The sequence below is a fragment of the Thalassotalea sp. 273M-4 genome, from assembly GCF_041410465.1.
In the GTDB taxonomy this organism is placed as follows: Bacteria; Pseudomonadota; Gammaproteobacteria; order Enterobacterales; family Alteromonadaceae; genus Thalassotalea_A; species Thalassotalea_A aquiviva.
The window spans coordinates 2,961,469-2,983,562 of record NZ_CP166961.1 but is presented as its reverse complement, the minus strand read 5'-3'; the positions used below and the strand labels follow the sequence as shown (position 1 = coordinate 2,983,562).

Here is a 22,094-nt window from a genome sequence, read left to right as displayed (position 1 = left end):
TCTTATTTAAATTGAAAACTACAACTTTAGTAACATATGTTAATGTTATGGCTTCAGTGTAAGTAATTATTTTAAGGTTATTTTTTAATCTTATTAAGCGACTAAATCACAGCACCAAGCTGATGTTAAACTAATTTGTTCAAATCTTCACTACTTTACATTTTTATATGGACCTATGTTGAAACTTACTGTAAAAAATTCCATAAAAAATGATCATCAATCAGAGTTAAATAAGCAGATTGAGCAATGCTTATCAGCAATGACTCTGGATCAAAAAATTGGTCAAATGATGCAAGTAGAATGGAGCTCGACCAGCCCTGAAGATGTGCGCAAGTATCATATCGGTGGGGTCTTAAGCGCCGCCGGAAGCTATCCAAATATCAATACCCCACAACAATGGCTTCATATTAGCGATACATTTTGGCTATCGTCTTCTGTAAAATCGTCACAATCACCACGTCGTACTGATATTCCGGTGCTATTTGGGGTGGATGCGGTTCACGGTCACGCCAATGTTGAGGGCGGGACCATCTTCCCGCATAACATTGGTTTAGGTTGTACTCGAGATCCAGATTTAGTCAAACGTATTGGTCAAGCCACCGCCAAAGAAGTTCTTGCCAGTGGCATAAATTGGGTCTTTGGTCCCAATTTGGCGGTTGCCCAAGATTTTCATTGGGGTCGAGTGTATGAAAGCTTCTCTGAGAATACCGATTTAGTCAGTGAGTTAGGCCGAGCCCTGATCAGCGGCATTCAACACCCCTTCGAACACGAGTCCGTTGCTAGCTGTATTAAACATTTTGTTGGCGATGGCGGCACCTTATATGGTATTGACCAAGGTGATACCAAATTATCGTTTGAACAGTTGCAAGCAACCCATATCAAACCGTTTGAGCAAGGCATCGCCGAAGGCGCTTTAACGGTGATGGCGTCTTTTAGCAGTTGGAATGGTGCAAAATGTCATGGCAGTCGTTTTTTATTGACCGACATTTTAAAAGATAAACTACAGTTTCAGGGCTTTGTGGTTTCCGATATGGAAGGGATTGAATACCTGCCAGAGGGTACATACAGTGCGGTTGCGATTGCGGTAAATGCGGGCATCGATATGTTTATGGCGCCAAATAATTGGAAGCACTTAATTGAACACCTGCGCAATCATGTGGCTTTGGGTACCATTTCAATGTCACGAATTAATGATGCTGTGCGCCGCATTTTATGGGTTAAACATCGTCTAGGCTTGTTTGCATTAGCAAAACCCTCAGAGCGGAAGATGGCCAATACCCGCCACTTTGGCAGTGAAAAGCACCGAGCATTGGCTATTGAAGCGGTGCAGAAGTCTGCCGTATTGCTTAAAAATAACGCCAATGTATTGCCGTTAAATCGACAGCAAAAGATTTTTGTTGCGGGTAAAAACGCCGATAATATCGGCAGCCAATGCGGTGGCTTCACGCTTGATTGGCAAGGATGTGAGGGCAATGAGGCCTTTGCTCATGGTTGCTCCATTTGGCAAGCAATCAAGCAATCGGCACCAAATGCATCCTTGAGTCAGCAACCGTTCGGCGAAGATGCCGACCCCAAGCAACATGACATTGCCGTGGTTGTTGTGGGGGAGCTGCCATACGCTGAAGGTCTTGGCGATATAAGACGAAATAATAATTACTTGGTCAAATCAGGCTCGATGATTGATGGTCGATTCAATATTCTTGAGCCTTATGGTGATAGTCTTCGGTTATCCAATCTTCACCCTGAAGATATCCGAACCATAGAAAATATTCGAGCTAAAGGCATAAAGGTGGTGACCATATTACTCTCTGGTCGGCCACTCCTGATTAATCAGGAGCTTGACGCTTCTCAAGCCTTTATTGCGGCTTGGTTGCCAGGGATCATGGGCAATGGGGTGGTTGACTTATTGTTTAATCGAGTAAATTTTAGCGCCAAACTGGGTTTTACTTGGCCGGCCAGCATTGATCAAAAAGCTCATACCAAGCCAACGAGTAAGGTCTTGTTTAACTATGGATATGGTCTGCAATATCACAACTAATTAACCCTTGATTTACCATTTGTTTTTATTTTTATCGGCTTTTAAAACTTTTAGCTCTAAGATATTTGTTGTAGCCGTTTTATTCGTTTAAAATTGAGCGGATTACCCTGGAAATCGATCAATTTTAGTCAGGTATTAAGATTTAAACCTGACTTTCCCTCAGGTCGCAATCCAAGTCCACTTTATCTTATTTGTATTGTACATAGGATAATTTGTTGCTTTATTAGCACAAATTTCTAATTTTCAAAGATATTTGAAATAATTGGGGCAAATTAATGAAAGATATTACAGCAAAACTACCGACTTTTAAGGGCAACCGTGGCTTGTTAGCGTTTACGATTGGTATGTCACTTACCGTATTAACCGCGTGTTCTAAACCCGAGTCGGACAATGTGGCAACGGTTAGTGTTGAAACAGCTGAGTTTGAGTGGGCCGTTAATGTTGGTGGTGCAGAATATCTGGGTGTTGATGGTGTCGTGTATCATGCCGATACGCTAACTGTAGATGCACCAATAAAGTCGATGGAATACACCAAAGGTTCGCAAGATGGTGAGCTCTACGAAACGTTTCGCGAAGGTGAGTTGAGTTTTTCTAAACCATTAGAAAATGGCAAATATGACGTTACTTTCATGTTTGCTGAGCCAGAAGATCGTGCCATTGGCTCTCGTGTGTTTAATGTGTTTGTTGAAGATCAGTTGCATATTCGCAATCTAGATGTGCGCGGTGCGCGAGATGGTAAGCATATTTCGGCATTAGATCGTGCAGTCAGCCAAGTGGAAGTAACCGACGGACAACTTGATATTCGTTTAGAAGCGATTAAAGATTTACCGATTCTTAATGGGTTAATTATTCGCGATGCTCGACCTCGTGACGACGAAAAATGGGAATTGGTTTGGCAAGATGAATTCAACCAACCCGGTGCCCCAGATTCAAGTCGTTGGAGTTACAATATTTGGCCGGCTAAAAAAGTAAATGATGAAGATCAAGCTTACACTGATCGGGCGAAGAATGTGCGCGTAGAAGATGGTAAACTTATTATCCAAGCGTTTAAAGAGTCTTATAATGGCGCCGAGTATACCTCTGGTCGTATCCATACTCAGGGTAAAGGCGATATTCACTACGGTCGAATTGAAGTAAGAGCTAAACTGCCAGCAGGTCAAGGTACTTGGCCGGCGATTTGGATGTTACCAAGCGATCCGTATAAATACGCCACAACGTGTAAAGAAAACGAAGATTGGCAAGGTAGTAGCACCTGTAATGCGTGGCCAAATTCCGGTGAAATCGACATTATGGAGCATGTTGGTTTTGATATGAATAAAGTGCATGGCACCGTTCATACTAAAGCGTACTACTGGGCAGAATGGGAACAACGCAAGGGCAGTGTTGAAACGGTTAATGCAGAACAAGCGTTTCATACCTACTCATTGGAGTGGACTCCAGAACAAATCTCGATTTTTTTCAATGACACTCTATATTTTACATACGTCAATGAGCAAACCGGATGGAAAGCGTGGCCATTTGATCACCCATTTCATTTGATTCTAAACCTTGCCGTTGGTGGCATGTGGGGTCGCGCAGGCGGACCAGTTGATGACAGTATTTTTCCAGTGCAAATGGAAGTCGATTATGTCAGGGTTTACAAAGCCAAGTCATAATCAAACAGAATTAATTTTAATGATATAAAAGCCACACTTTTTGGCGGAGTTTTACATGAATAACTTAACTACACACGATGCGTCGGTAAGTGGCGAATTTGTCACCTTAAACAACGACCGCTTTTACGCTATTAAAAACGTGCATAAAATGGCACCGTTTTTTATCAGTGTTGTTTCTAACTCAGATCATTGGTTGTTTATTTCTTCCAATGGTGGCTTAACGGCTGGTCGCGTATCACCTGAAACGGCTTTGTTCCCATATCAAACCGTTGATCAAATTCAAGACAGTGCGTTAAACACCGGTAGTAAAACCATTGTTAAAGTACGTTCTGGCGAACAGGATATTTACTGGGAACCGTTCAACACCGAACACGACGATCGTTTTAACATTGAGCGCAACCTGTACAAAAATACCCTTGGTAATAAGTTATGTTTTGAAGAGCGTAACTTAGATCTTAACCTGGTGTTTCGTTACACTTGGGCAACCAGTGAAGAGTACGGTTTTGTTCGTGATTGTGAACTTGAAAACATCGGTGATAACCAAGCATCCGTAGAATTTGTTGATGGTTTACAAAACGTATTACCTGCTGGTACACCACGTTATACTCAAGCCAACTCAGCTAACTTAGTGGATGCTTACAAGTGGACTGAGCTTGAAGCCGAATCAGGTTTAGCCTTCTTCACTTTATTCTCAGGTATCACTGACCGTGCAGAACCTTGTGAATCGTTACGTGCGAACACCATTTTCGCGCTAGGTTTAGACAAGCCAACGACATTACTTTCGAGCTTACAGTTAGAAAACTTCAAACGTGGCGAAACGTTAACAACGGAAGCACAAAAGCGTGGTATTCGTGCGAGCTACTTTGTGAATACCAAGGTAGAACTAGCAGCAGGTGCCAAACAAACTTGGCAATTTGTTGCTAACATTGAGTTGTCACAAGTTCAATCAACTGAGTTATTAGTTGATTTACAAGACAAAACAGCTTTAGCTCAAAAACTGGCTGATTCAGTTGAGCACGGCAGTGACGACCTTGCTCGTATCATGGCTGCGACAGATGGCCTACAAACCACAGCCGAAGAAGAAGTATCGGTTCATCATTACGCTAACGTGTTATTTAACGCGATGCGTGGTGGTATTTTTGACGATCAATACCAAATTTTAGCTTCAGACTTTAGCAAAACGGTTAAGTTGTTCAACACGGCTGTGTATGAGCGTAATCAAGCATTCCTTGAGTCAATGCCAGAAAAGCAAAGCTACAATGATTTACTAGACAGTGTTAAAGAGCAAAATGATTTGCAATTAGAACGTCTATGTTGTGAATACTTACCAATTTCATTTGGTCGTCGTCACGGTGATCCAAGTCGTCCTTGGAACCAGTTTGTGATCAAACTAAAAGACGATGAAGGTAACCGCTTATTAACGTATCAAGGTAACTGGCGTGATATTTTCCAAAACTGGGAAGCCATCACTTTCAGCTACCCAAGCTTTATTGAAAGTGTTATCGCTAAATTTGTTAACGCCAGCACTATCGATGGTTACAACCCGTACCGTATCACCAAAGAAGGTATCGACTGGGAAGTAGAAGAGCCAGATGATCCATGGAGCTATATCGGATACTGGGGTGATCACCAAATCATCTATTTACAAAAAATGTTGGAGCTATCGGCTAAGTTCCATCCGGCCAAGCTATCTGAAATGTTCCACAAAAACATTTTCAGCTACGCCAACGTACCTTACCGTATTAAGCCATTAGCTGACATTTTTGAAAATGCTAAAAGTACCGTTATGTTTGACGAGAGATTAGCTGAAATCATTGACCAACGTGTTGAAAAATTCGGTGCCGACGGCAAAATGGTTTTAGAAGCTGATGCCACGGTTTATCAAGTGAACTTACTTGAAAAGTTAGCCGTAGCCTTATTGTCTAAATTAGGTAACTTTGTTGTTGGTGGTGGTATCTGGTTAAACACTCAACGTCCAGAGTGGAACGATGCTAACAACGCATTGGTAGGTCAAGGCTTGTCAATGGTAACTCTATGTTACTTACGCCGTTACGTATGTTTCTTACAAGAGCAATTAGCGAACGAGCAAGGCGATGTAGAATTATCTGCTGAAGTAAGTGAGTGGTTACAATCAACCCTAGCCGGTATGATTAAAATGGCACAAGCGACATCAGGTTCAATCTCTGATCAATTGTGTTTTGAATTGACCAAAGAATTAGGTCAATCAGCTTGTGATTACCGTCAAAAAGTATATCAACAAGAAGGTTTTAGCGCCAAAGTTAAGATGCCAATGGCAGACTTCCATGCGTTATTAGAAAATGCATTAACGGCTATCGATTACACCATTAAAGTGAACAAGCGTGAAGACGAGCTTTACGAAGCATATAACCTAATGAAACTGGGTGATGAGTCTTTAGGCGTAGACACACTTTATCAAATGCTTGAAGGTCAAGTTGCGGTATTAAGCTCAAAAGCGTTATCGACAGAAGAAACCATCAATGTATTAGAAAACTTATTTGCGAGTGACATTTACCGTCAGGATCAAGACTCATTCATCTTGTACCCAGATCGTCAGCTACCAAGTTTCTTACAGAAGAACCAAATTGCTGCTGAAGATATTTCAACTAATGCATTATTAGAGCAGTTGTTAGCAGACGGTCATGTTGCGATTGTGTCAAAAGACGCACTTGGTCATTACCGTTTTAACTCAGACTTTAAAAACGCAGATTGTTTGAAAGCACAATTAGCGGCATTACCGGCTAAATACGATGAGTTAAAAGCAGCAAATAGCGCGAAAACTTTAGCCCTTTATGAAAAAGTATTTAACCATAATGCCTTTACCGGTCGTTCTGGTGGTATGTTTGGTTTCGAAGGTTTAGGCAGCATCTACTGGCACATGGTGTCAAAACTGTTGTTGGCGGTAGAAGAAAACTACGAGCAAGCGCTTAGTGAAGGTAACGAAGAAAACATCAAGCGTTTAGGTCAGCTGTACTACCGTGTTCGTCATGGTATCGGTTTTAACAAAACACCAGAAGAATATGGTGCTTTCCCAACCGACCCATACTCACACACACCAGGTCACTCAGGTGCACAGCAACCGGGCATGACAGGTCAGGTTAAAGAAGAAGTATTGACTCGATTCTCTGAGCTCGGTATTCGTGTTGAAAACGGCTTAGTTCGTTTTGAACCAACACTATTACGCGCGCAAGAATTTATTGAGTCAGCGGCAAGCTTTAAATACCTAGACTTAAGCGACGAGTGGCAAACCATCCAGATGCCAGCAAACGCATTAGGCTTTACTTGGTGTCAGTTGCCATTTGTATACCAATTGACTGAAGCACAACCGCAATTGACCATTGAATACGCCGATGGTCGTCGTGAAAGCTTTGATACGTTAAGCTTATCGGCTGAAGATAGCCAACATATCTTCAACCGTGACGGTGCTATTAAGTGCATCGAAATTAGCCTAAATGCAAAGGATTTATTCCAAGGCTAATACCGAATAGGCGCTGCAAATACTTTGGTGTTGCAGCGCCTTTTTTTTGCCCTAATTATAAAAAGTATAAAAATCAACCCTATTTTGACTGCTTTGTGAGCATCGCAATTTGATTGTTAGGTTAACTCTGCAGCGGCAATTTATCGTGGTAAACAAGGAGAGAAAAATGTCTAAAAGATATAATAAATATATGTCCTTAGCAGGGATTAATTTTTTTAATTTATCAACAGAAGAATTAAAAGAAACGGTAAAATCGATTTTAGATAACAAAATTCATGGAATCTCTTTTAGCCCTTACATCGAAGGCCAAGGACCAGGAACGCAAATTACTAAAGAACAAATCGTTGAGCGCTTATCGTTAATTGCCGATAACGTAAAATGGATCCGTACATTTTCTTGTACCGAGGGCAATGAACTCATTCCTCAAGTTGCTAAGTCCATGGGCTTAAAAACTATGGTAGGGGTTTGGCTTGATGACGATATAGAAACCAATGAAGAAGAATTGGCTAATGCCATTGCTTTAGCGAATGAAGGCGCAGTTGATATTCTTGGTGTTGGTAATGAAGTCCTATTGCGTGAAGAGCTGAGTGAACAACAGCTGATTAACTATATTGAACGGGCCAAAGCCGCCGTTAATGTCCCCGTCGGTTATGTTGATGCCTACTACGAATTTGAAGACCACCCTAACATTGCTGATGCATGCGATGTGATTTTGGCAAACTGTTATCCATTTTGGGAAGGATGCCCAGCAGACTATTCATTACTTTACATGAAAGACATGTACCGCAGGGCAATAAAAGCGGCGAAAGGTAAAAAAGTTATTGTTACGGAAACGGGCTGGCCTACAGTTGGAACGTCAACGGGTGGCGCAATACCATCTTATGATAACGCTATTCGCTATTTTATTAATACATATCAATGGGCAGAAGAGGATAATATTGATATCTTCTATTTTTCGTCTTTTGATGAGACCTGGAAGGTTGAGGCCGAAGGGGATGTTGGTGCTTATTGGGGTCTTTGGGATAAAGACGGCAAGCTAAAATATTAAATTAAACAACACAGGTGACACACATGTTAGAGCAGTTTGGACGAGCAATTTGTTATTCGGGTTACCGAAAAGGGCAAGATCCAAGAACCGAAACATACCCAAGTTATGAACAAGTCAAACAAGACTTGTTGATTTTAGCTAACGACTGGGATTACATACGCTTATACGACTGCTCTACACACGCCAAAACCGTGCTTGAAGTGATCAAGCACGAAGGGTTAGCGCTTAAGGTTTTATTAGGAGCCGATTTAGGCGCAGAAATAAATAACCCTAATTGTCCTTGGGGCGGTGTATACCCAGATCATCAACTGGCTGAAAATACTAGCAGAAACCAAAAAAATATCGCGACCTTAATTGCGTTTGCTAATGCGTACCCAGAAACCGTACAAGCCTTATCGATAGGTAATGAAGCCAGCGTTGATTGGAACGACCATATGGTTTCTGTCGATGCGCTGGTGGCGTATGCAAAGCAAGTTAAAGCGGGAGCGAAACAGCCGGTAAGTTTTTGTGAAAACTATGTACCTTGGTTAGGAAAGCTTGAACCTTTGGTTGAGGTTGTGGATTTTATTTGTATTCATACCTACCCAGCGTGGGAGTATAAGACTCTGCGTGATGCCTTGGCTTATACTCAACAAAATTATTATGCAGTAGCCGATCGTTATCCACATAAGAAAGTTGTGATCACCGAAGCTGGTTGGACAACCCGTTCTAACAACCGTGGTATTGAACGTTGGAATGCCTCCGAAGAAATTCAGGCTGAATACATTCGCCAATTACTGCGTTGGACTGGCAGTGAAGAGATCCTTACGTTTGTTTTTGAAGCATTTGATGAACCTTGGAAAGGCTCAGATGATGCCAGCGAGCCTGAAAAACACTGGGGCTTATACTTTGAAGATAGAACCCCAAAGTTGGTCATTACGCAACGCTAGTTTTTAGCTCTGTTGAGCGCTAAAATATTGCTTTTTCTGAAAGCTTGTCTGTTTACTCCGGCAAGCTTTTTTTATGCTTTTGTCCGGCGAAAATTGAATGTAAAATCGCCGATTGTAACAAATTAGGTAAGATCTGATCGTAACAGGGCATGAAATATATGGTATGTTCTTTAACAGATTTTTTAATGGCAATAAATATGAACAAGCTAAAATCGCTCATTTTAAATAATTTCTTTACTCGCTCAGTTCAGCGGTTTTGGTGGATGCAATTAGGTTTTTGGGCGTTCTTATGCTTTGTGAGTGTGTTTACTTTGTCAATTTGGTATGACCAAAATGGCTTAATTTACCTTGCGCATACCGGCTTACAAGCTGTATTGGGGATGTTTTTGTCGTTACCTTTGGTGGTGTTATATCGACATATTTGGGAGTGGCCCTACCGTCGTCGACTGCTTGTTGCCATTATTGCTTTGTTCACCGTGTCATTACTTTGGACGGCGCTGCGCATCCACTCTTTTTCGTTAATGACCGGTGCTGGCAGTTTATGGTCTGACTTTGGCAACTGGGCTTTTGGCAGTATTTTTATCTTTGCTTGTTGGACTGGGGTGTTTCATGGCTTGCGTTATTATCAGCTATTACAAGCAGAACACGATATTATGCTGCAAGCTGAAGCTGAAGCTCGAGAAGAGCAAGTTAAGCGAATGATGGCGCAAACGGTTGCAAGAGACGCCAAAATCAAGATGCTGCGCTACCAATTAAACCCGCACTTTTTGTGTAATACCCTTAATGCCATTAACTCATTAATTGAATGTGATGAAGCTGAAAAAGCCCAACGGGTAACGGTGCAATTAAGTAACTTCTTGCGTTATTCTCTTGATCATAACCCCGATACTAAAATTTCACTAGAAAATGAAATACATGCTCTAAATTTGTACTTGGAAATTGAGAAAACCCGTTTTGAAGATCGGCTGAAATTAGATTTCAATATCGATGCTTTAGCGAAATCGGCACACATTCCCAGTTTGTTATTGCAACCTATTATTGAAAATTCAATGAAGCATGTAATCGCCCAAAATGAAGATGGCGGTACCATCAGCTTGCGGGCTCAGGTGCAAGATCAGCGCTTAATCATCGAAATTAGCGATACGGGTACCGGGCAAAGCATCAATAAGAGTAAATTAACCAGTAAAACCGGTCGAGGTATAGGTTTAAAGAACATCGATGAAAGATTGAAGGTTCTTTATAAAAGTGACTATCTGTTTGATTTACATCTACTGCCTATGGGTGGTTTAAAAACCACGATTGATATACCATATGAGTGCTTATTGGAAAAATATGATTTTTGAGTTTAGTGACCATGACACCCGCCAAAGGCACTAAAAGAGATTGGATTGAATGCGTAAAATAAGAACATTAATTGTAGATGATGAACCTTTAGCTCTTAATTTACTGCGAGCCAAATTACGAAAATTCCCAGAGATTGACATCGTTGGCGAATGTAAAAATGGCCGCCAGGCAATTGAAGCGGTCGCCGAACTTGAACCTGATCTAATGTTCTTAGACATTCAAATGCCAGGTATTGATGGCTTTATGGTGATCAAGAAGTTACAGAATGACATCATGCCTTTGGTGGTATTTACTACCGCGTTTGAACGTTACGCCATTGATGCGTTTGATGTGCATGCGGTTGATTATATATTAAAACCGGTCGATAACGAACGTATCGAACGAGCCATTGAACGGGTGCGCTCGCGCCTTGAAATGGAAGCTGAAACAGACAATAAGAATCGTATCATCAGTGCGATGGACAGTTTTAAGCAAGACGATGAAGACGCCAATAATGGACCGTCGTCTAATATCCGAGATTTGGCTTTTAACGATCAGAAAGAACGTAAGATTGTGATCAAAGAGCGAGACGATATCACCTTGCTTAAACAATCAGAAATTGAATGGATTGATGCCGCTGGTGATTATGTTTGCCTACACGTTAAAGGCGTTACCCATATCAAGCGCAGCACTTTAAAAAGCCTGCTTGACGAACTCGACCCCAGTATTTTTAAACGTGTGCATCGCTCCACCATTGTTAACTTGAACTTTATCGAAAAAGTTATCCCACTGCCTAAAGGTGAGTTTTATTTGATGCTAGGTGAGTTTGATAAAGTTAAAGTAAGTCGCAATTATCGTGATGTGATTAAGACGTTTCTGATGTGAGTTATCGATAGGCCTGGGCGCCCGGTAAAAACACTTCGGCGACCATTAAAGGCTTATCTTCAATGGTAAATAAAGAACGTCTACCCCACAAACTATGCTCCACTTTGAGGCCAATAATGGCCGCCAGTTCGGTTAACCTACCTGTTGCTGGTAATTGGGTAACTTGCAAAATTTCTCGATGTAATTTTGGATCGCTAAACAACACTTGACCTAAAGCTTGCTCGCCTAAACAACTTAAACTTTGTTGATTACCTGTTAAGCTTCTCAGGGGCAGGATACTGCGGGCAAATACCTGCGGCTTGTGGTCACAATATAATACCACCTCACGAACCAGTACTTGCTCATTAACCGCAATGCTGTCGTTAGCTTCATGGGGCTGACAAGCTTCTATCTTTTGACCTAAGAGTTTAACCTGAAAATGAGTACAATTAGCTTTTAAACGTGCGGTTAACGAGGTCAAGTCGAGCAACCAATCATTTAATACCGCGTTGTTTGGTGCCTGACTTACATCTTGCCAGTCGACGTTTAACCCTATTGGAAAGTGGGTCTTAAGCAGTTCAAATTCGTCTGCTTTAGGATCTTTTATAGACATAAAAGGCGTAACCTATCCCTGTTAATAATCCGACTAAATGGGCGGTGTTGGCAACATTTATTGGCATGAAATCGGTAAACCCAAGCAATAACCAAAACAGCATAAAGCCGATAATTGACTTTGATAATTCAATACCAGAGCTTGGGCGTAAATAGCCATACCACCAAACAAACCCCAATACCGCATACACCACGCCAGAGAGACCACCAAAGTTGGGTCCCGAGATCACAAACTGGGCACTATTCGATAAGAGCGCTGATAAGACAAACAACCAGACGATGGTGCTCATACTCAATTGCTTTTCGATCATCCCACCCAGTTGCCACCACCACATAGTATTAAACGCGATGTGCAATAGTGAAAAGTGAAAAAGAGCAGGGGTGAAAAAGCGCCAAGGTTGGCTAAATGTTTGCGCAATGTCGCCTTGATTAAACATTAATAAGGCAAAGCTTAGGTTAGGGTTATACAGCCAAGTAACGGCAAAAACCACCCAGCAAAGTGCAAAGATGCTGATCGTAAACACCCCCGCTTGGGCGACAAAACTGTTGGCAATACTTTGACGAGTATGACCCTTGTTACCCAGTTCAACGGGTTGTGAGCTATGCCAAGCCGATTGTTGATATTTAGGATGGTTGGGCTGGCGGATGAAATGTTCAAACTCAGACGTTGCCGTATCGACTTGCTCCTGTTCACATAAAATACTCCAACCTTCGTCGCTCCCTGATTCATCGTCATAACGATAGGGCTGTACGGTGGATTTAATACCAATGCTATTTAGATAATCGCTAAACAACACGGCAACATTACGTTTGGGAATGTGAACAAAAGGTACCATAGACCAATTAGCCTACATCGATTGCGTCAGGGTAGTGTTTAAGCCAATGCTCAAAACCACCATCTAGCGAATACACTTCGCTAAAGTCGAGTGACACCAAATAATTGGCCGCTTGTTGTGATGAAATGCCATGATAACAGCAAATCACCGTTGGTTTGTCTAGGTCGGCGTTGCGAACAAAGTCACTAAGGTTATCATTGGTCAGGTGAATGGCACCGTGGATGCGGCTGTTGGCAAAAGATTGCGGGTCGCGAATATCCAAAATGACCCAATCGTCATTACCAAGTTGTTGGTGCACCTGTTCGGCATTAATGTGTTTAAAAGTCTCAGATGTTTGCACAGTATTTCTCTCGTTAGAGTCTTTAGTATATAGCTTAAGGGGTTTGCTTGCAGATGTGAACAAAAGCTTTATCGTTGCGATAAAGCTTTTGTCATGGTGTCGAGGTTATTCCCAATTAAGAATAACTTTGCCTGAGTTGCCAGACAGCATGTCTTCGAAACCTTGTTGAAAATCGTCAATAGAGTAGTGGTGCGTAATGATTGGCGTTAAATCAAGCCCTGATTGAATTAAGCTCGCCATTTTGTACCAGGTTTCAAACATTTCTCGACCATAAATGCCTTTGATGGTTAAACCTTTAAAGATCACCTGGCTCCAATCAATGGCCATGTCTTGCCCTGGGATCCCGAGCATAGCAATTTTACCACCGTTATTCATATTGGCCAACATGTCACGAAATGCCATCGGAACACCAGACATTTCCATACCAACATCAAAGCCTTCCGTCATTTTTAATTCGGCCATGACATCGGTTAAACTTTCTTTGCTGACATTAACCGCACGAGTAGCCCCCATTTTTCTGGCTAAGTCGAGGCGATATTCATTGATGTCGGTAATAACCACATGTCGGGCACCGACATGCTTGGCCACTGCAGCCGCCATAATACCAATAGGGCCTGCGCCGGTTATCAATACGTCTTCACCGACAAGATCAAACGATAGGGCAGTGTGGACAGCATTGCCGAACGGGTCAAAAATAGCCGCTAAATCATCGCTTATTTCATCGGGCAATTTAAATGCATTGTACGCAGGAATTACTAAGTACTCGGCGAAACTGCCGCTACGGTCGACGCCAACACCGACGGTATTACGACATAGATGCGTGCGCCCCCCACGACAATTACGACAATGACCACAGGTAATATGGCCTTCACCTGAGACTCTATCGCCAATGCTAAAACCTTTTACTTCTTGGCCCATACCTACGACTTCACCGGCGTATTCATGGCCAACAACCATAGGCACAGGGATGGTTTTTTGTGACCATTCGTCCCAATTGTAAATGTGGATGTCGGTGCCACAAATCGCGGTTTTCTTAATCTTAATTAATAAATCGTTATGACCTACTTCCGGCATTGGGCTGTCAGTCATCCAAATACCCGGTTCAGGTTTTAATTTCGCTAAAGACTTCATTGCTATCCCCTTAAATAATGTCCATTTCTTTACCGATACGGATAAAGGCGGAAATGGCTTTATCTAATTGCTCTTTGGTATGGGCCGCAGAGATTTGAGTTCGAATTCGGGCTTGCCCTTTAGGAACCACAGGAAACGAGAACCCAATGACATAAATGCCTTCTGCAAGTAATTTGTCGGCCATCGTCGATGCGACTTTGGCATCGCCCAGCATCACGGGTACGATAGCATGGTCAGCACCTGCACAGGTAAAGCCGGCGGCTTCCATTTTTTCACGAAAATACGCTGCATTGGCTTTTACCTTGGCACGCAAGTCGCCACTTTCTGATAACAGTTCTAGGACTTTAATCGAGGCGTTAACAATAGCAGGCGCTAATGAGTTGGAAAATAAATAAGGACGTGAACGTTGACGCAACCATTCAATGATTTCTTTTTTACCAGAGGTGTAACCACCTGAGGCACCGCCCATCGCTTTGCCTAGGGTTCCGGTAATAATATCCACACGATCCATGACTTCACAGTATTCATGTGAGCCACGGCCTTGTTCGCCAACAAAGCCAACAGCGTGAGAATCATCGACCATGACCATGGCATTATATTTATCGGCTAAATCGCATACGCCTTTTAGGTTGGCAATAACCCCATCCATTGAAAACACACCATCAGTTGCAATCAGCTTAAAGCGTGCACCGGCTTCATCGGCCGCAATTAATTGCTTCTCTAAGTCGGCCATATCATTGTTGGCATAACGAAAACGCTTGGCTTTACACAAACGAACACCATCAATAATTGAAGCATGATTGAGGGCGTCAGATATAATCGCATCTTCCTGAGTTAAAATAGTTTCAAAAAGACCGGCGTTTGCATCAAAACACGATGAATACAAAATCGTGTCTTCGGTACCTAAAAAGGCACTTAATTTTTGCTCTAAGGTTTTATGAATGTCTTGAGTACCACAAATAAAGCGTACCGATGCCATCCCAAAACCATGTTGTTCTAACCCTTTCTTTGCCGCTTCAATTAATTTAGGGTGATTGGCCAGCCCTAAGTAGTTGTTGGCACAAAAGTTGATAACCTGCTCGCCACTGGCAACGGCAATATCGGCTTGTTGTGCGGTTGTGATCACACGTTCAGCCTTATAAAGACCATCACGTTTTACTTCATCAATCTGGTGTTGTAAGTGGGAAAGAAATGTGGATGACATATCAGCCTCGGAAATTCGATTATGGTTATAAATTTTTGCGCCATTGTATGTTTTTACTGGTAAAGTTACTAGCCAAAGACCTTTAAATATACGGTTTTTTTGGCAATTTTTGTTGCCATCTGCCGTTTATTTTATCGTGACAAAATTACGGCCTTGCAAAGATTATAGTTGAGTGCTGCGTTGATCCAATTTGCTGACAGGATTTGGCTATAAAAATCGATTAACTAGATGATATACTCAAGCCTAAAGTCATTTAACACCCTGATGATGGGACCAAAACCTTGAATAAAGAACAATTTTCGTTACGTATATATCAGCTCATTATCTTATTGCTAACCCCTGTGCTGGTGTTGGTATTATTATTCAGGTCAACCAGTCAAAAGGCTTATCGGCAACGACTGAAAGAGCGTTTTGGTATTCTCCCTAGAACATTTAACTCTGGCTCTATTGTGATTCATGCCGCCAGTGTCGGTGAAGTTCTAGCAATCAAACCTTTTATTGAGGCGGTGTTACAACAACACCCTGACACTCCAGTTACCGTCACAACCTTTACCCCGACAGGATCAGAACAAGTGCTGAAATTATTTCAAACCAGAGTTCAGCATTGCTACATTCCATTAGATAATCCGTTATCGGTTCACTGGTTTTTGCAAACTTTAAAGCCCAAAGCGTTGGTTTTGATGGAAACGGAATTGTGGCCAAGTTTGATCCATCGTTGTTATCAGCGCAATGTCCCAATGCTATTAATTAATGGTCGTTTGTCGGCAGGTTCAATGCGCTCGTATCAAAAACTGCGCTGGTTGATAAGCCCAGCATTGAATAAAATAGAGCAGATACTGTGTCAAAGTGAAGACAACGCCAACAACTTTATCGCTTTAGGAGCATGCGCTAACAAGGTGCGTAATAGCGGCAATTTAAAATATGATATGGCGATTAATAAGGCGCTGGAAAGTAAAAGAGCCGAGTTATTATCGTACATCCCAAAGCAAAGCAAAATTGTGGTGGCCGGCAGCACCCACCAGAATGAAGAAAAACTGATCATCGACAGCTTTAAACGCTTAAAACAACATGATAAATCATTACTATTAGTGCTGGTACCACGCCATCCTGAACGGTTTGATGCTGTCGCCAAGTTAGCACAGCAACAAGACTTATCAGTGGTCAGACGCAGTCAGCAGGCCAATGTAACCGAACACGATGATGTCTGGTTAATTGATACGCTCGGTGAGTTGCTTGCGGTTTACGCTTTAGCGGATGTTTGTGTGATTGGAGGCAGTTTTTATGATGTTGGTGGCCATAATCCGTTAGAGCCAGCCTTATTCGCTAAGCCTGTCATTGTCGGCCCTAATATGAGTAACTTTGTTGAAATCAATCAAAAATTAAAAGTCGCCAAGGCTTTAGTGCAGTTGGGCGCTAATGAAGATCTTACCCAAGAGCTGACTCGATTGTTACATTCGCCGTCCATTTGTCGGGCAATGGGGGCGCAGGGCTTAGACGTCGTGGCTCAAAACCAGGGCGCCACCCAAAAAAGTATCGAAGCTTTAGCGCAATTATTGAATTAGCGATTTAATTGCAGGATCAAATTATCGATTTTTTGTTGCACCATTTCAAAAGTGATTTGGTGCATTAATTCACCTTTAGCGCGAGTGCCCCAAGACAGTTGCTCTGCTGACTTACCTGTTTGCGCTTTTATGCTTTGTTCATAAACACTCACCACATGTTGCAAAGAAGTATAAGGGCCAGTTCGTTGCGGATTTGAGTGGGCATATAAACCAATAACCGGCGTATTGACGGTAACGGCCATATGGGCGGGACCAGTGTCTGGGGCGATAACAAAACTGGCGTGTTCAAGCACGGCCAATAATTGTTTTAAACTGGTTTTTCCGACCAAATTATGCAGTGTACTTGGGCATTGCTTGATGATGTTCTCGGCCAGTGATTTTTCTAGCTCAGTCGGTCCGCCACAAAGTATCACTTGAAAGCCTTTTTGAGTACAGTATTGAGCAGCTTTTGCGTAACCTTCAACATGCCAGTTGCGCTCTGCTTTACTGGCGGCTGCACTGATGACCACATAAGGCTGGGCGTTGTTTATCTGCTCTTTTACCCATGTTCTGTCATCTTCACCAAAGGGCATTAACCAGGTTGGCGCTTGTGGAGCGACCCCAATTGCTTGAGCAAAGCCCAAAAAGCCATCGAGTACATGAGCACTGGTTTGAGGTGCAATTTTTTTATTGGTAAATAACCATTGCCCCTCTTTCGCTCGACGTTTATCAAAACCGACTTTGACTTTCGCTGGAATAAATACACTGGCAATACTTGCTCTTAATGCCACTTGCATATGCAATAAGACGTCAAAGTATTTATCTCTCATTTGCTCTTTTAATGCTTTATAGCCTTTCCAGCCAGCACTCTTATCGAAAACAATAAATTCAACCCCAGGCAAGTTTTTCAATAATAAATACTCAACTTTGCCAATAACCCAGGTAATATGAATATCTGGATATTGTTTTTGAATTTGTTGTACCATAGCCACAGCGTGGCAGACATCCCCTATCGCTGACAGTCTAAGGATGCATAATGATTTGATATCTGGGGTTTGACTGAGCATAAAAGTTTCACCACATTAAACGATAAATGAATAAGGTCTATTATCTTGAACCTGACAAGATTTGTAAAACAATCCTCAGTAAAACTGCTGAAAAAAGGCCGATTTATCTGGTTATATAATCCAGAGTTACTTGATGATTTTTGTCCATCGATGTTCACTATTGAATATTGGCAACAAAAACAGGCGATTATTGGCAGTGCAACAGGCCGAGGAACCAGTTGGTTTTTGTCACACCCTAACGTCAACTTGGTTTGGCGCCATTACTTACGTGGTGGTCTGGTTGGAAAAATCAATAAAGATCATTATTTATACACCGCGTTAGCTCACACCCGAGCAACCAAAGAATATCAATTGTTAGCTCAGCTTCAGCAAGAACAACTTCCAGTGCCAAAGCCGATCGCACTGCAAATAAAACGTCATGGTTTAAGTTATCAAGCTGATATTATGATCGAACTTATCCCCGGGGCTAAAGATTTAGTTGGGGTTTTAAGAGCACAACCCATGGCGCAAGCTTATTGGCATAAAATTGGTCAAGTGATCCGTCAATTTCATGATAAGCAGGTCTATCACCACGATCTAAATGCCCATAACATCATGCTCGACCATCAAGATAAAGTTTGGTTAATTGATTTTGACCAAGGCGCGATTAAAGCAACATCATCCAGCTGGAAAAAACAGAATTTGCAGCGCCTGTTACGTTCTTTTGAAAAAGAAAATGGCTTACATAAAAGCTCAAGTAAACCTTTTCATTGGCAACCGCAAAATTGGCAGTGGCTAATGGATGGCTATGAAGGTAGAGCATAGCAAGCCCGAGATCTTAACCTTCTAAGTACCACAGCAAAATGAATGATGTTGCACTTAGAATTTTACCCGCAGAGTGACTGCCTAAAGCTGTTGTTGCGGCTGCTTAGATTTTTGTTCAAGCGCAATGTAGTGGCTTCTTGCTCGTTCAAAATCTGCTCTTGCGTTGTCAGTAATGTACGGACTAAGGAGGGCAAAAATTTTCAGTAGGCCATCGTACAAATTGGCGTCATCGACAAGTGTTTCATCTTGTTGCGTTTGCAAATAGCTTAACCAAAAGGTGGTGGTTAGCCGAAGCAAGCAGGTGATATCGTCCAACTCTTCTTCTTTGATATTTAAAATACCCGCATCTTTGAGCTGCAATAACATCGCAGTTACTTTTACTGCGATCTGTTTTTGGATCTCGCTGTAACGTTTTTTAAGGGCTGGATTTTTACTTAATAGGACGGGTAGGTTACTGTAAAAGAATCGAAATTTTGATACTAGCTGAAAGACGATATCCATATAGTTCATGATGCTCTCCAATGGATGGGAGATGTCATCAAGTAAATCAAACTTTGAAATTAAATCATCAGCGTATTCGGTATAAATCGCAAAAATAATGTCTTCTTTGTTACGAAAGTGATAATACAAATTGCCTGGGCTAATGCCTAAATGAGCGGCAATATGATTTGTCGTAATGTTACGTTCCCCATTTTTATTGAACAATTCGATACTGGCTCGGATGATTCTTTCTCTGGTTTTCATTAATAAGCGAACTCTTATGGTTGTAAATAGGTCTAGCTAGGTCGTTATTGTTGTTTTGGTGTACGACCGATTTAAAAATCAGCAGGCTTAGAATGTTAAAAATTCGTTACCAGTTGATTTGGTTATCAATGATACTATTAATTTACAATTAATAGAAAGTATTATTGAGTATTTACTTTAGTTTCAATGTTAAATGATGGTTTTCTCGCCCGGATTTGATTGCTCAAACAGGCGTTTATTGTCCTTGATGATTTGATTTACCGAATGGGCAAGGTAGAATATTAAAATACAAATCTTAACCGAAAATGATTATGAAACATAAAGCCATTTACCCCGGCACGTTTGACCCTGTTACCAATGGTCATTCCGACCTTATTGAACGAGCGGCGCAACTCTTTGACCAAGTGATTGTTGGTGTGGCGGCGAGCCCGAGTAAACAACCTCGCTTTGATTTAAAAGAAAGGGTTGAAATGTTAGAACAAATCACCAGCCATCTCGATAATGTTACGGTGATTGGCTTTAGTGGTTTATTGGTTGATTTCGCCAAAGAAACGGGGGCAAAGGTTCTTATTCGAGGGTTAAGAGCGGTTTCCGACTTTGAATATGAATTTCAATTGGCCAATATGAATCGCCGTTTATACCCAGAATTAGAGAGCGTTTTCTTAACCCCCGCAGAAGAAAATTCATTTATCTCATCGACCTTAGTCAAAGAAGTTTCACTGCATGGCGGTGACGTGAGTGAGTTTGTCCACCCAGTGGTAAAACAAAAACTTGCTGGCTAAGCAAATATAAGAATCGGTGCATCTGTTATGATTTTATAGCTTTAGCAGGTGCATTGATGTTTTTTCCCGTGATTTTCTCATAACACCCAGCTCCAATACCGCTTAGGTATGTTCTTAACGTTTTTGACATTGGGGGCAATAAACCGTTGCTCTTCCTGCTTGCTTAATTTCTTTTAAAAGCGTTTTACATTGTACGCAAGGTTGTTTGGCTCTGCCATAAACCTGTAGCGACTGAGCAAAATAGCCAGGTTTTCCATCCGCTTGAGTAAAGTCTTTTAAGGTAGTACCGCCTTGGGTGATTGCTTTGGCTAACACTTGCTTAATAATGTGAGTCAATGTTACATAGCGTGCTTTACTAATGCTACCAGCGGCAACCGTGGGTTTTATACCGGCTAAAAATAACGACTCATTGGCGTAGATATTACCCACACCAACCACCACTTTATTATCCATGATAAAGTTTTTAATCGGGGTTTTACGTTGACGGGAGCTTAGGTACAAATGGCTCTCAGTAAAATCGCTCTGCAAAGGTTCTGGCCCCATTGAAGCGAATAATGGGTGCTCTTGCACGTTACCGGTGAGCCATAACACTGCGCCAAAGCGACGGGGGTCATTTAGCCTGAGAGCTTTATTGTTGTCTAAGACTAAATCAAAGTGGTCGTGCTTTTGTGCTAGCAACGTTTTATCTATCACTCTTATGGTGCCAGACATACCTAAATGAAGTACTAACGTTCCGACTTTCGTCTTTAAGAGCAAATATTTCGCTCTTCGTTCGACTTGGGTAATTTGATGACCACAGATGTCATTGATGTCAGCACTGACCGGCCAACGTAATTGCCAATGCCGAACGATAACCTTAGTGACGGTTTGCTTAAGAATGTGTGGTGTTATGCCAAGACGGCACACTTCGACTTCTGGGAGTTCTGGCATACGGTGTTTTTGTCAATGAGCTAAATGACCATCTTATCGTATTTATCGGGTTAGCAAAAGTCAGTACATTTATCGTACAAAAGAGATTGCTATTAAGTTAAAAAAATGTAACTTTAAAAATATGCAGTTTTATAAACTCAGTGTTTTAATCCGAGCTCAGATACAAGCGAGGCGTTATGGAAAGAATTGAATCGGTAAAATCTCAAATCGACGAATTATACGTTGAATATTACACTAAACTGGGCAAGCCCGCGCCAGAGGTTGACCTAGATGATCCTAAGTCGGTCGAAAAAGCATTTGAAAAGGTATTTAATGCCGATTACAAAGCCACTCGTAATAAGACCAGTTTTCCACGCTCCGTGGCACTGAATTTACGTAAAGCCTTTGCTGACTTGCTGCTGTTAATGGAAGGCAAAGATATTAAAGATGTGAAAAAGGATGCAACAGAAGAATCCGAAGAAGAAGAATCTGAACTGTAATCTGTGTTGTGCAAAAACTTAATGGGATTGCTATAAAATATAAACTTATTGAGATTTTAAGATAAAAAAAAAGCCCGTTTAAACGGGCTTTTTTTTGAAGAAAGATCAATTACTTGATTTTAGCTTCTTTGTAGATCACGTGCTTACGAACGCGTGGATCAAACTTTTTGATTTCCATCTTTTCTGGCATAGTCTTTTTATTCTTGTCAGTAGTATAAAAATGACCAGTGCCTGCAGATGAAACTAAACGGATTTTATCGCGCATGGTTTA

Annotated in this window: 20 protein-coding genes; 11 read left to right on the top strand and 9 right to left on the bottom strand. The window is 41.7% G+C overall.

The window, feature by feature from the left end; genetic code table 11:
- The first annotated feature begins 175 nt into the window (after window positions 1-175).
- From ACAY00_RS13355 to ACAY00_RS13325, 7 genes are all read left to right on the top strand, one after another.
- Window positions 176-2,038, top strand: a complete 1,863-nt coding sequence (locus ACAY00_RS13355; RefSeq protein WP_371374676.1) for a glycoside hydrolase family 3 protein — start codon at window positions 176-178, stop codon at window positions 2,036-2,038.
- Between the two features lie 275 nt (window positions 2,039-2,313).
- Window positions 2,314-3,693, top strand: a complete 1,380-nt coding sequence (locus tag ACAY00_RS13350; protein ID WP_371374674.1) for a family 16 glycosylhydrolase — start codon at window positions 2,314-2,316, stop codon at window positions 3,691-3,693.
- 55 nt (window positions 3,694-3,748) lie between these two features.
- Window positions 3,749-7,189, top strand: coding sequence for a hypothetical protein (locus ACAY00_RS13345; protein ID WP_371374671.1), 3,441 nt, complete (start codon window positions 3,749-3,751; stop codon window positions 7,187-7,189).
- 166 nt (window positions 7,190-7,355) lie between these two features.
- Complete coding sequence (locus ACAY00_RS13340) at window positions 7,356-8,237, top strand: glycosyl hydrolase family 17 protein (protein ID WP_371374668.1); 882 nt, start codon at window positions 7,356-7,358, stop codon at window positions 8,235-8,237.
- 23 nt (window positions 8,238-8,260) lie between these two features.
- A complete protein-coding gene (locus tag ACAY00_RS13335; RefSeq protein ID WP_371374666.1) occupies window positions 8,261-9,166 on the top strand; it encodes a glycosyl hydrolase family 17 protein in 906 nt (301 codons plus the stop codon).
- A gap of 197 nt (window positions 9,167-9,363) precedes the next feature.
- On the top strand, window positions 9,364-10,509 hold the full coding sequence (locus ACAY00_RS13330; protein WP_371374663.1) for a sensor histidine kinase: 1,146 nt from the start codon (window positions 9,364-9,366) through the stop codon (window positions 10,507-10,509).
- A 49-nt stretch (window positions 10,510-10,558) separates the two neighbouring features.
- Window positions 10,559-11,374, top strand: coding sequence for a LytR/AlgR family response regulator transcription factor (locus tag ACAY00_RS13325; RefSeq protein WP_371374659.1), 816 nt, complete (start codon window positions 10,559-10,561; stop codon window positions 11,372-11,374).
- 1 nt (window position 11,375) lies between these two features.
- Here ACAY00_RS13325 and ACAY00_RS13320 read toward each other — a convergent pair whose 3' ends face one another.
- The 5 genes from ACAY00_RS13320 to ACAY00_RS13300 all read right to left on the bottom strand — a co-directional run bounded on the left by ACAY00_RS13320 (window position 11,376) and on the right by ACAY00_RS13300 (window position 15,476).
- The gene (locus tag ACAY00_RS13320; RefSeq protein WP_371374656.1) at window positions 11,376-11,966 is read right to left on the bottom strand and encodes a chorismate--pyruvate lyase family protein; all 591 of its coding nucleotides are present in this window, start codon (window positions 11,964-11,966) and stop codon (window positions 11,376-11,378) included.
- Window positions 11,947-12,801 (bottom strand): rhomboid family intramembrane serine protease GlpG, encoded by an 855-nt coding sequence (glpG, locus tag ACAY00_RS13315; RefSeq protein ID WP_371374653.1) that lies wholly within the window; start codon window positions 12,799-12,801, stop codon window positions 11,947-11,949. Before glpG ends, ACAY00_RS13320 begins: the two co-directional genes overlap by 20 nt.
- A gap of 7 nt (window positions 12,802-12,808) precedes the next feature.
- The gene (gene glpE, locus ACAY00_RS13310) at window positions 12,809-13,141 is read right to left on the bottom strand and encodes a thiosulfate sulfurtransferase GlpE (protein ID WP_371374649.1); all 333 of its coding nucleotides are present in this window, start codon (window positions 13,139-13,141) and stop codon (window positions 12,809-12,811) included.
- A gap of 105 nt (window positions 13,142-13,246) precedes the next feature.
- Window positions 13,247-14,272: an L-threonine 3-dehydrogenase gene (gene tdh / locus ACAY00_RS13305; protein ID WP_371374647.1), complete on the bottom strand. Its 1,026-nt coding sequence runs from the start codon at window positions 14,270-14,272 to the stop codon at window positions 13,247-13,249.
- Window positions 14,273-14,282: 10 nt separating this feature from the next.
- Window positions 14,283-15,476, bottom strand: coding sequence for a glycine C-acetyltransferase (locus ACAY00_RS13300; RefSeq protein WP_371374644.1), 1,194 nt, complete (start codon window positions 15,474-15,476; stop codon window positions 14,283-14,285).
- Between the two features lie 281 nt (window positions 15,477-15,757).
- On the opposite strand from ACAY00_RS13300, the gene waaA reads away from it, so the two are divergent.
- Window positions 15,758-17,038: a lipid IV(A) 3-deoxy-D-manno-octulosonic acid transferase gene (waaA, locus tag ACAY00_RS13295; protein ID WP_371374642.1), complete on the top strand. Its 1,281-nt coding sequence runs from the start codon at window positions 15,758-15,760 to the stop codon at window positions 17,036-17,038.
- Here waaA and ACAY00_RS13290 read toward each other — a convergent pair.
- On the bottom strand, window positions 17,035-18,084 hold the full coding sequence (locus ACAY00_RS13290; protein WP_371374639.1) for a glycosyltransferase family 9 protein: 1,050 nt from the start codon (window positions 18,082-18,084) through the stop codon (window positions 17,035-17,037). The genes waaA and ACAY00_RS13290 overlap by 4 nt on opposite strands.
- A 45-nt stretch (window positions 18,085-18,129) precedes the next feature.
- On the opposite strand from ACAY00_RS13290, the gene ACAY00_RS13285 reads away from it, so the two are divergent.
- Complete coding sequence (locus tag ACAY00_RS13285; protein WP_371374636.1) at window positions 18,130-18,888, top strand: 3-deoxy-D-manno-octulosonic acid kinase; 759 nt, start codon at window positions 18,130-18,132, stop codon at window positions 18,886-18,888.
- A gap of 81 nt (window positions 18,889-18,969) precedes the next feature.
- On the opposite strand, the gene ACAY00_RS13280 is transcribed toward ACAY00_RS13285, so the two are convergent.
- On the bottom strand, window positions 18,970-19,632 hold the full coding sequence (locus ACAY00_RS13280; protein ID WP_371374633.1) for a TetR/AcrR family transcriptional regulator: 663 nt from the start codon (window positions 19,630-19,632) through the stop codon (window positions 18,970-18,972).
- Between the two features lie 311 nt (window positions 19,633-19,943).
- Between ACAY00_RS13280 and coaD the strand changes: the two genes are divergently transcribed.
- The gene (gene coaD / locus ACAY00_RS13275; RefSeq protein WP_371374630.1) at window positions 19,944-20,414 is read left to right on the top strand and encodes a pantetheine-phosphate adenylyltransferase; all 471 of its coding nucleotides are present in this window, start codon (window positions 19,944-19,946) and stop codon (window positions 20,412-20,414) included.
- A gap of 114 nt (window positions 20,415-20,528) precedes the next feature.
- On the opposite strand, the gene mutM is transcribed toward coaD, so the two are convergent.
- Window positions 20,529-21,344 carry a bifunctional DNA-formamidopyrimidine glycosylase/DNA-(apurinic or apyrimidinic site) lyase gene (mutM, locus tag ACAY00_RS13270; RefSeq protein WP_371374627.1) on the bottom strand — a complete coding sequence of 272 codons (816 nt, stop codon included), beginning with the start codon at window positions 21,342-21,344 and terminating at the stop codon, window positions 20,529-20,531.
- A gap of 176 nt (window positions 21,345-21,520) precedes the next feature.
- Here mutM and ACAY00_RS13265 point away from each other — a divergent pair, with 176 nt between their 5' ends.
- Complete coding sequence (locus ACAY00_RS13265) at window positions 21,521-21,823, top strand: hypothetical protein (protein WP_371374624.1); 303 nt, start codon at window positions 21,521-21,523, stop codon at window positions 21,821-21,823.
- A 109-nt stretch (window positions 21,824-21,932) separates the two neighbouring features.
- Here ACAY00_RS13265 and rpmG read toward each other — a convergent pair whose 3' ends face one another.
- Entirely contained in the window at window positions 21,933-22,088 is a 156-nt protein-coding gene (gene rpmG, locus ACAY00_RS13260; RefSeq protein WP_348391045.1) for a 50S ribosomal protein L33, read from the bottom strand.
- Between the last annotated feature and the right edge of the window lie 6 nt (window positions 22,089-22,094).

Excerpts from the sequence above, each read along its gene's own strand:
- ACAY00_RS13355 (WP_371374676.1), top strand. The coding sequence starts at position 176 with ATGTTGAAACTTACTGTAAAAAATTCCATAAAAAATGATCATCAATCA.
- ACAY00_RS13350 (WP_371374674.1), top strand. The coding sequence starts at position 2,314 with ATGAAAGATATTACAGCAAAACTACCGACTTTTAAGGGCAACCGTGGC.
- ACAY00_RS13345 (WP_371374671.1), top strand. The coding sequence starts at position 3,749 with ATGAATAACTTAACTACACACGATGCGTCGGTAAGTGGCGAATTTGTC.
- ACAY00_RS13340 (WP_371374668.1), top strand. The coding sequence starts at position 7,356 with ATGTCTAAAAGATATAATAAATATATGTCCTTAGCAGGGATTAATTTT.
- ACAY00_RS13335 (WP_371374666.1), top strand. The coding sequence starts at position 8,261 with ATGTTAGAGCAGTTTGGACGAGCAATTTGTTATTCGGGTTACCGAAAA.
- ACAY00_RS13330 (WP_371374663.1), top strand. The coding sequence starts at position 9,364 with ATGAACAAGCTAAAATCGCTCATTTTAAATAATTTCTTTACTCGCTCA.
- ACAY00_RS13325 (WP_371374659.1), top strand. The coding sequence starts at position 10,559 with ATGCGTAAAATAAGAACATTAATTGTAGATGATGAACCTTTAGCTCTT.
- ACAY00_RS13320 (WP_371374656.1), bottom strand. The coding sequence starts at position 11,966 with ATGTCTATAAAAGATCCTAAAGCAGACGAATTTGAACTGCTTAAGACC.
- glpG (WP_371374653.1), bottom strand. The coding sequence starts at position 12,801 with ATGGTACCTTTTGTTCACATTCCCAAACGTAATGTTGCCGTGTTGTTT.
- tdh (WP_371374647.1), bottom strand. The coding sequence starts at position 14,272 with ATGAAGTCTTTAGCGAAATTAAAACCTGAACCGGGTATTTGGATGACT.
- ACAY00_RS13300 (WP_371374644.1), bottom strand. The coding sequence starts at position 15,476 with ATGTCATCCACATTTCTTTCCCACTTACAACACCAGATTGATGAAGTA.
- ACAY00_RS13290 (WP_371374639.1), bottom strand. The coding sequence starts at position 18,084 with ATGCTCAGTCAAACCCCAGATATCAAATCATTATGCATCCTTAGACTG.
- ACAY00_RS13280 (WP_371374633.1), bottom strand. The coding sequence starts at position 19,632 with ATGAAAACCAGAGAAAGAATCATCCGAGCCAGTATCGAATTGTTCAAT.
- coaD (WP_371374630.1), top strand. The coding sequence starts at position 19,944 with ATGAAACATAAAGCCATTTACCCCGGCACGTTTGACCCTGTTACCAAT.
- mutM (WP_371374627.1), bottom strand. The coding sequence starts at position 21,344 with ATGCCAGAACTCCCAGAAGTCGAAGTGTGCCGTCTTGGCATAACACCA.
- ACAY00_RS13265 (WP_371374624.1), top strand. The coding sequence starts at position 21,521 with ATGGAAAGAATTGAATCGGTAAAATCTCAAATCGACGAATTATACGTT.
- rpmG (WP_348391045.1), bottom strand. The coding sequence starts at position 22,088 with ATGCGCGATAAAATCCGTTTAGTTTCATCTGCAGGCACTGGTCATTTT.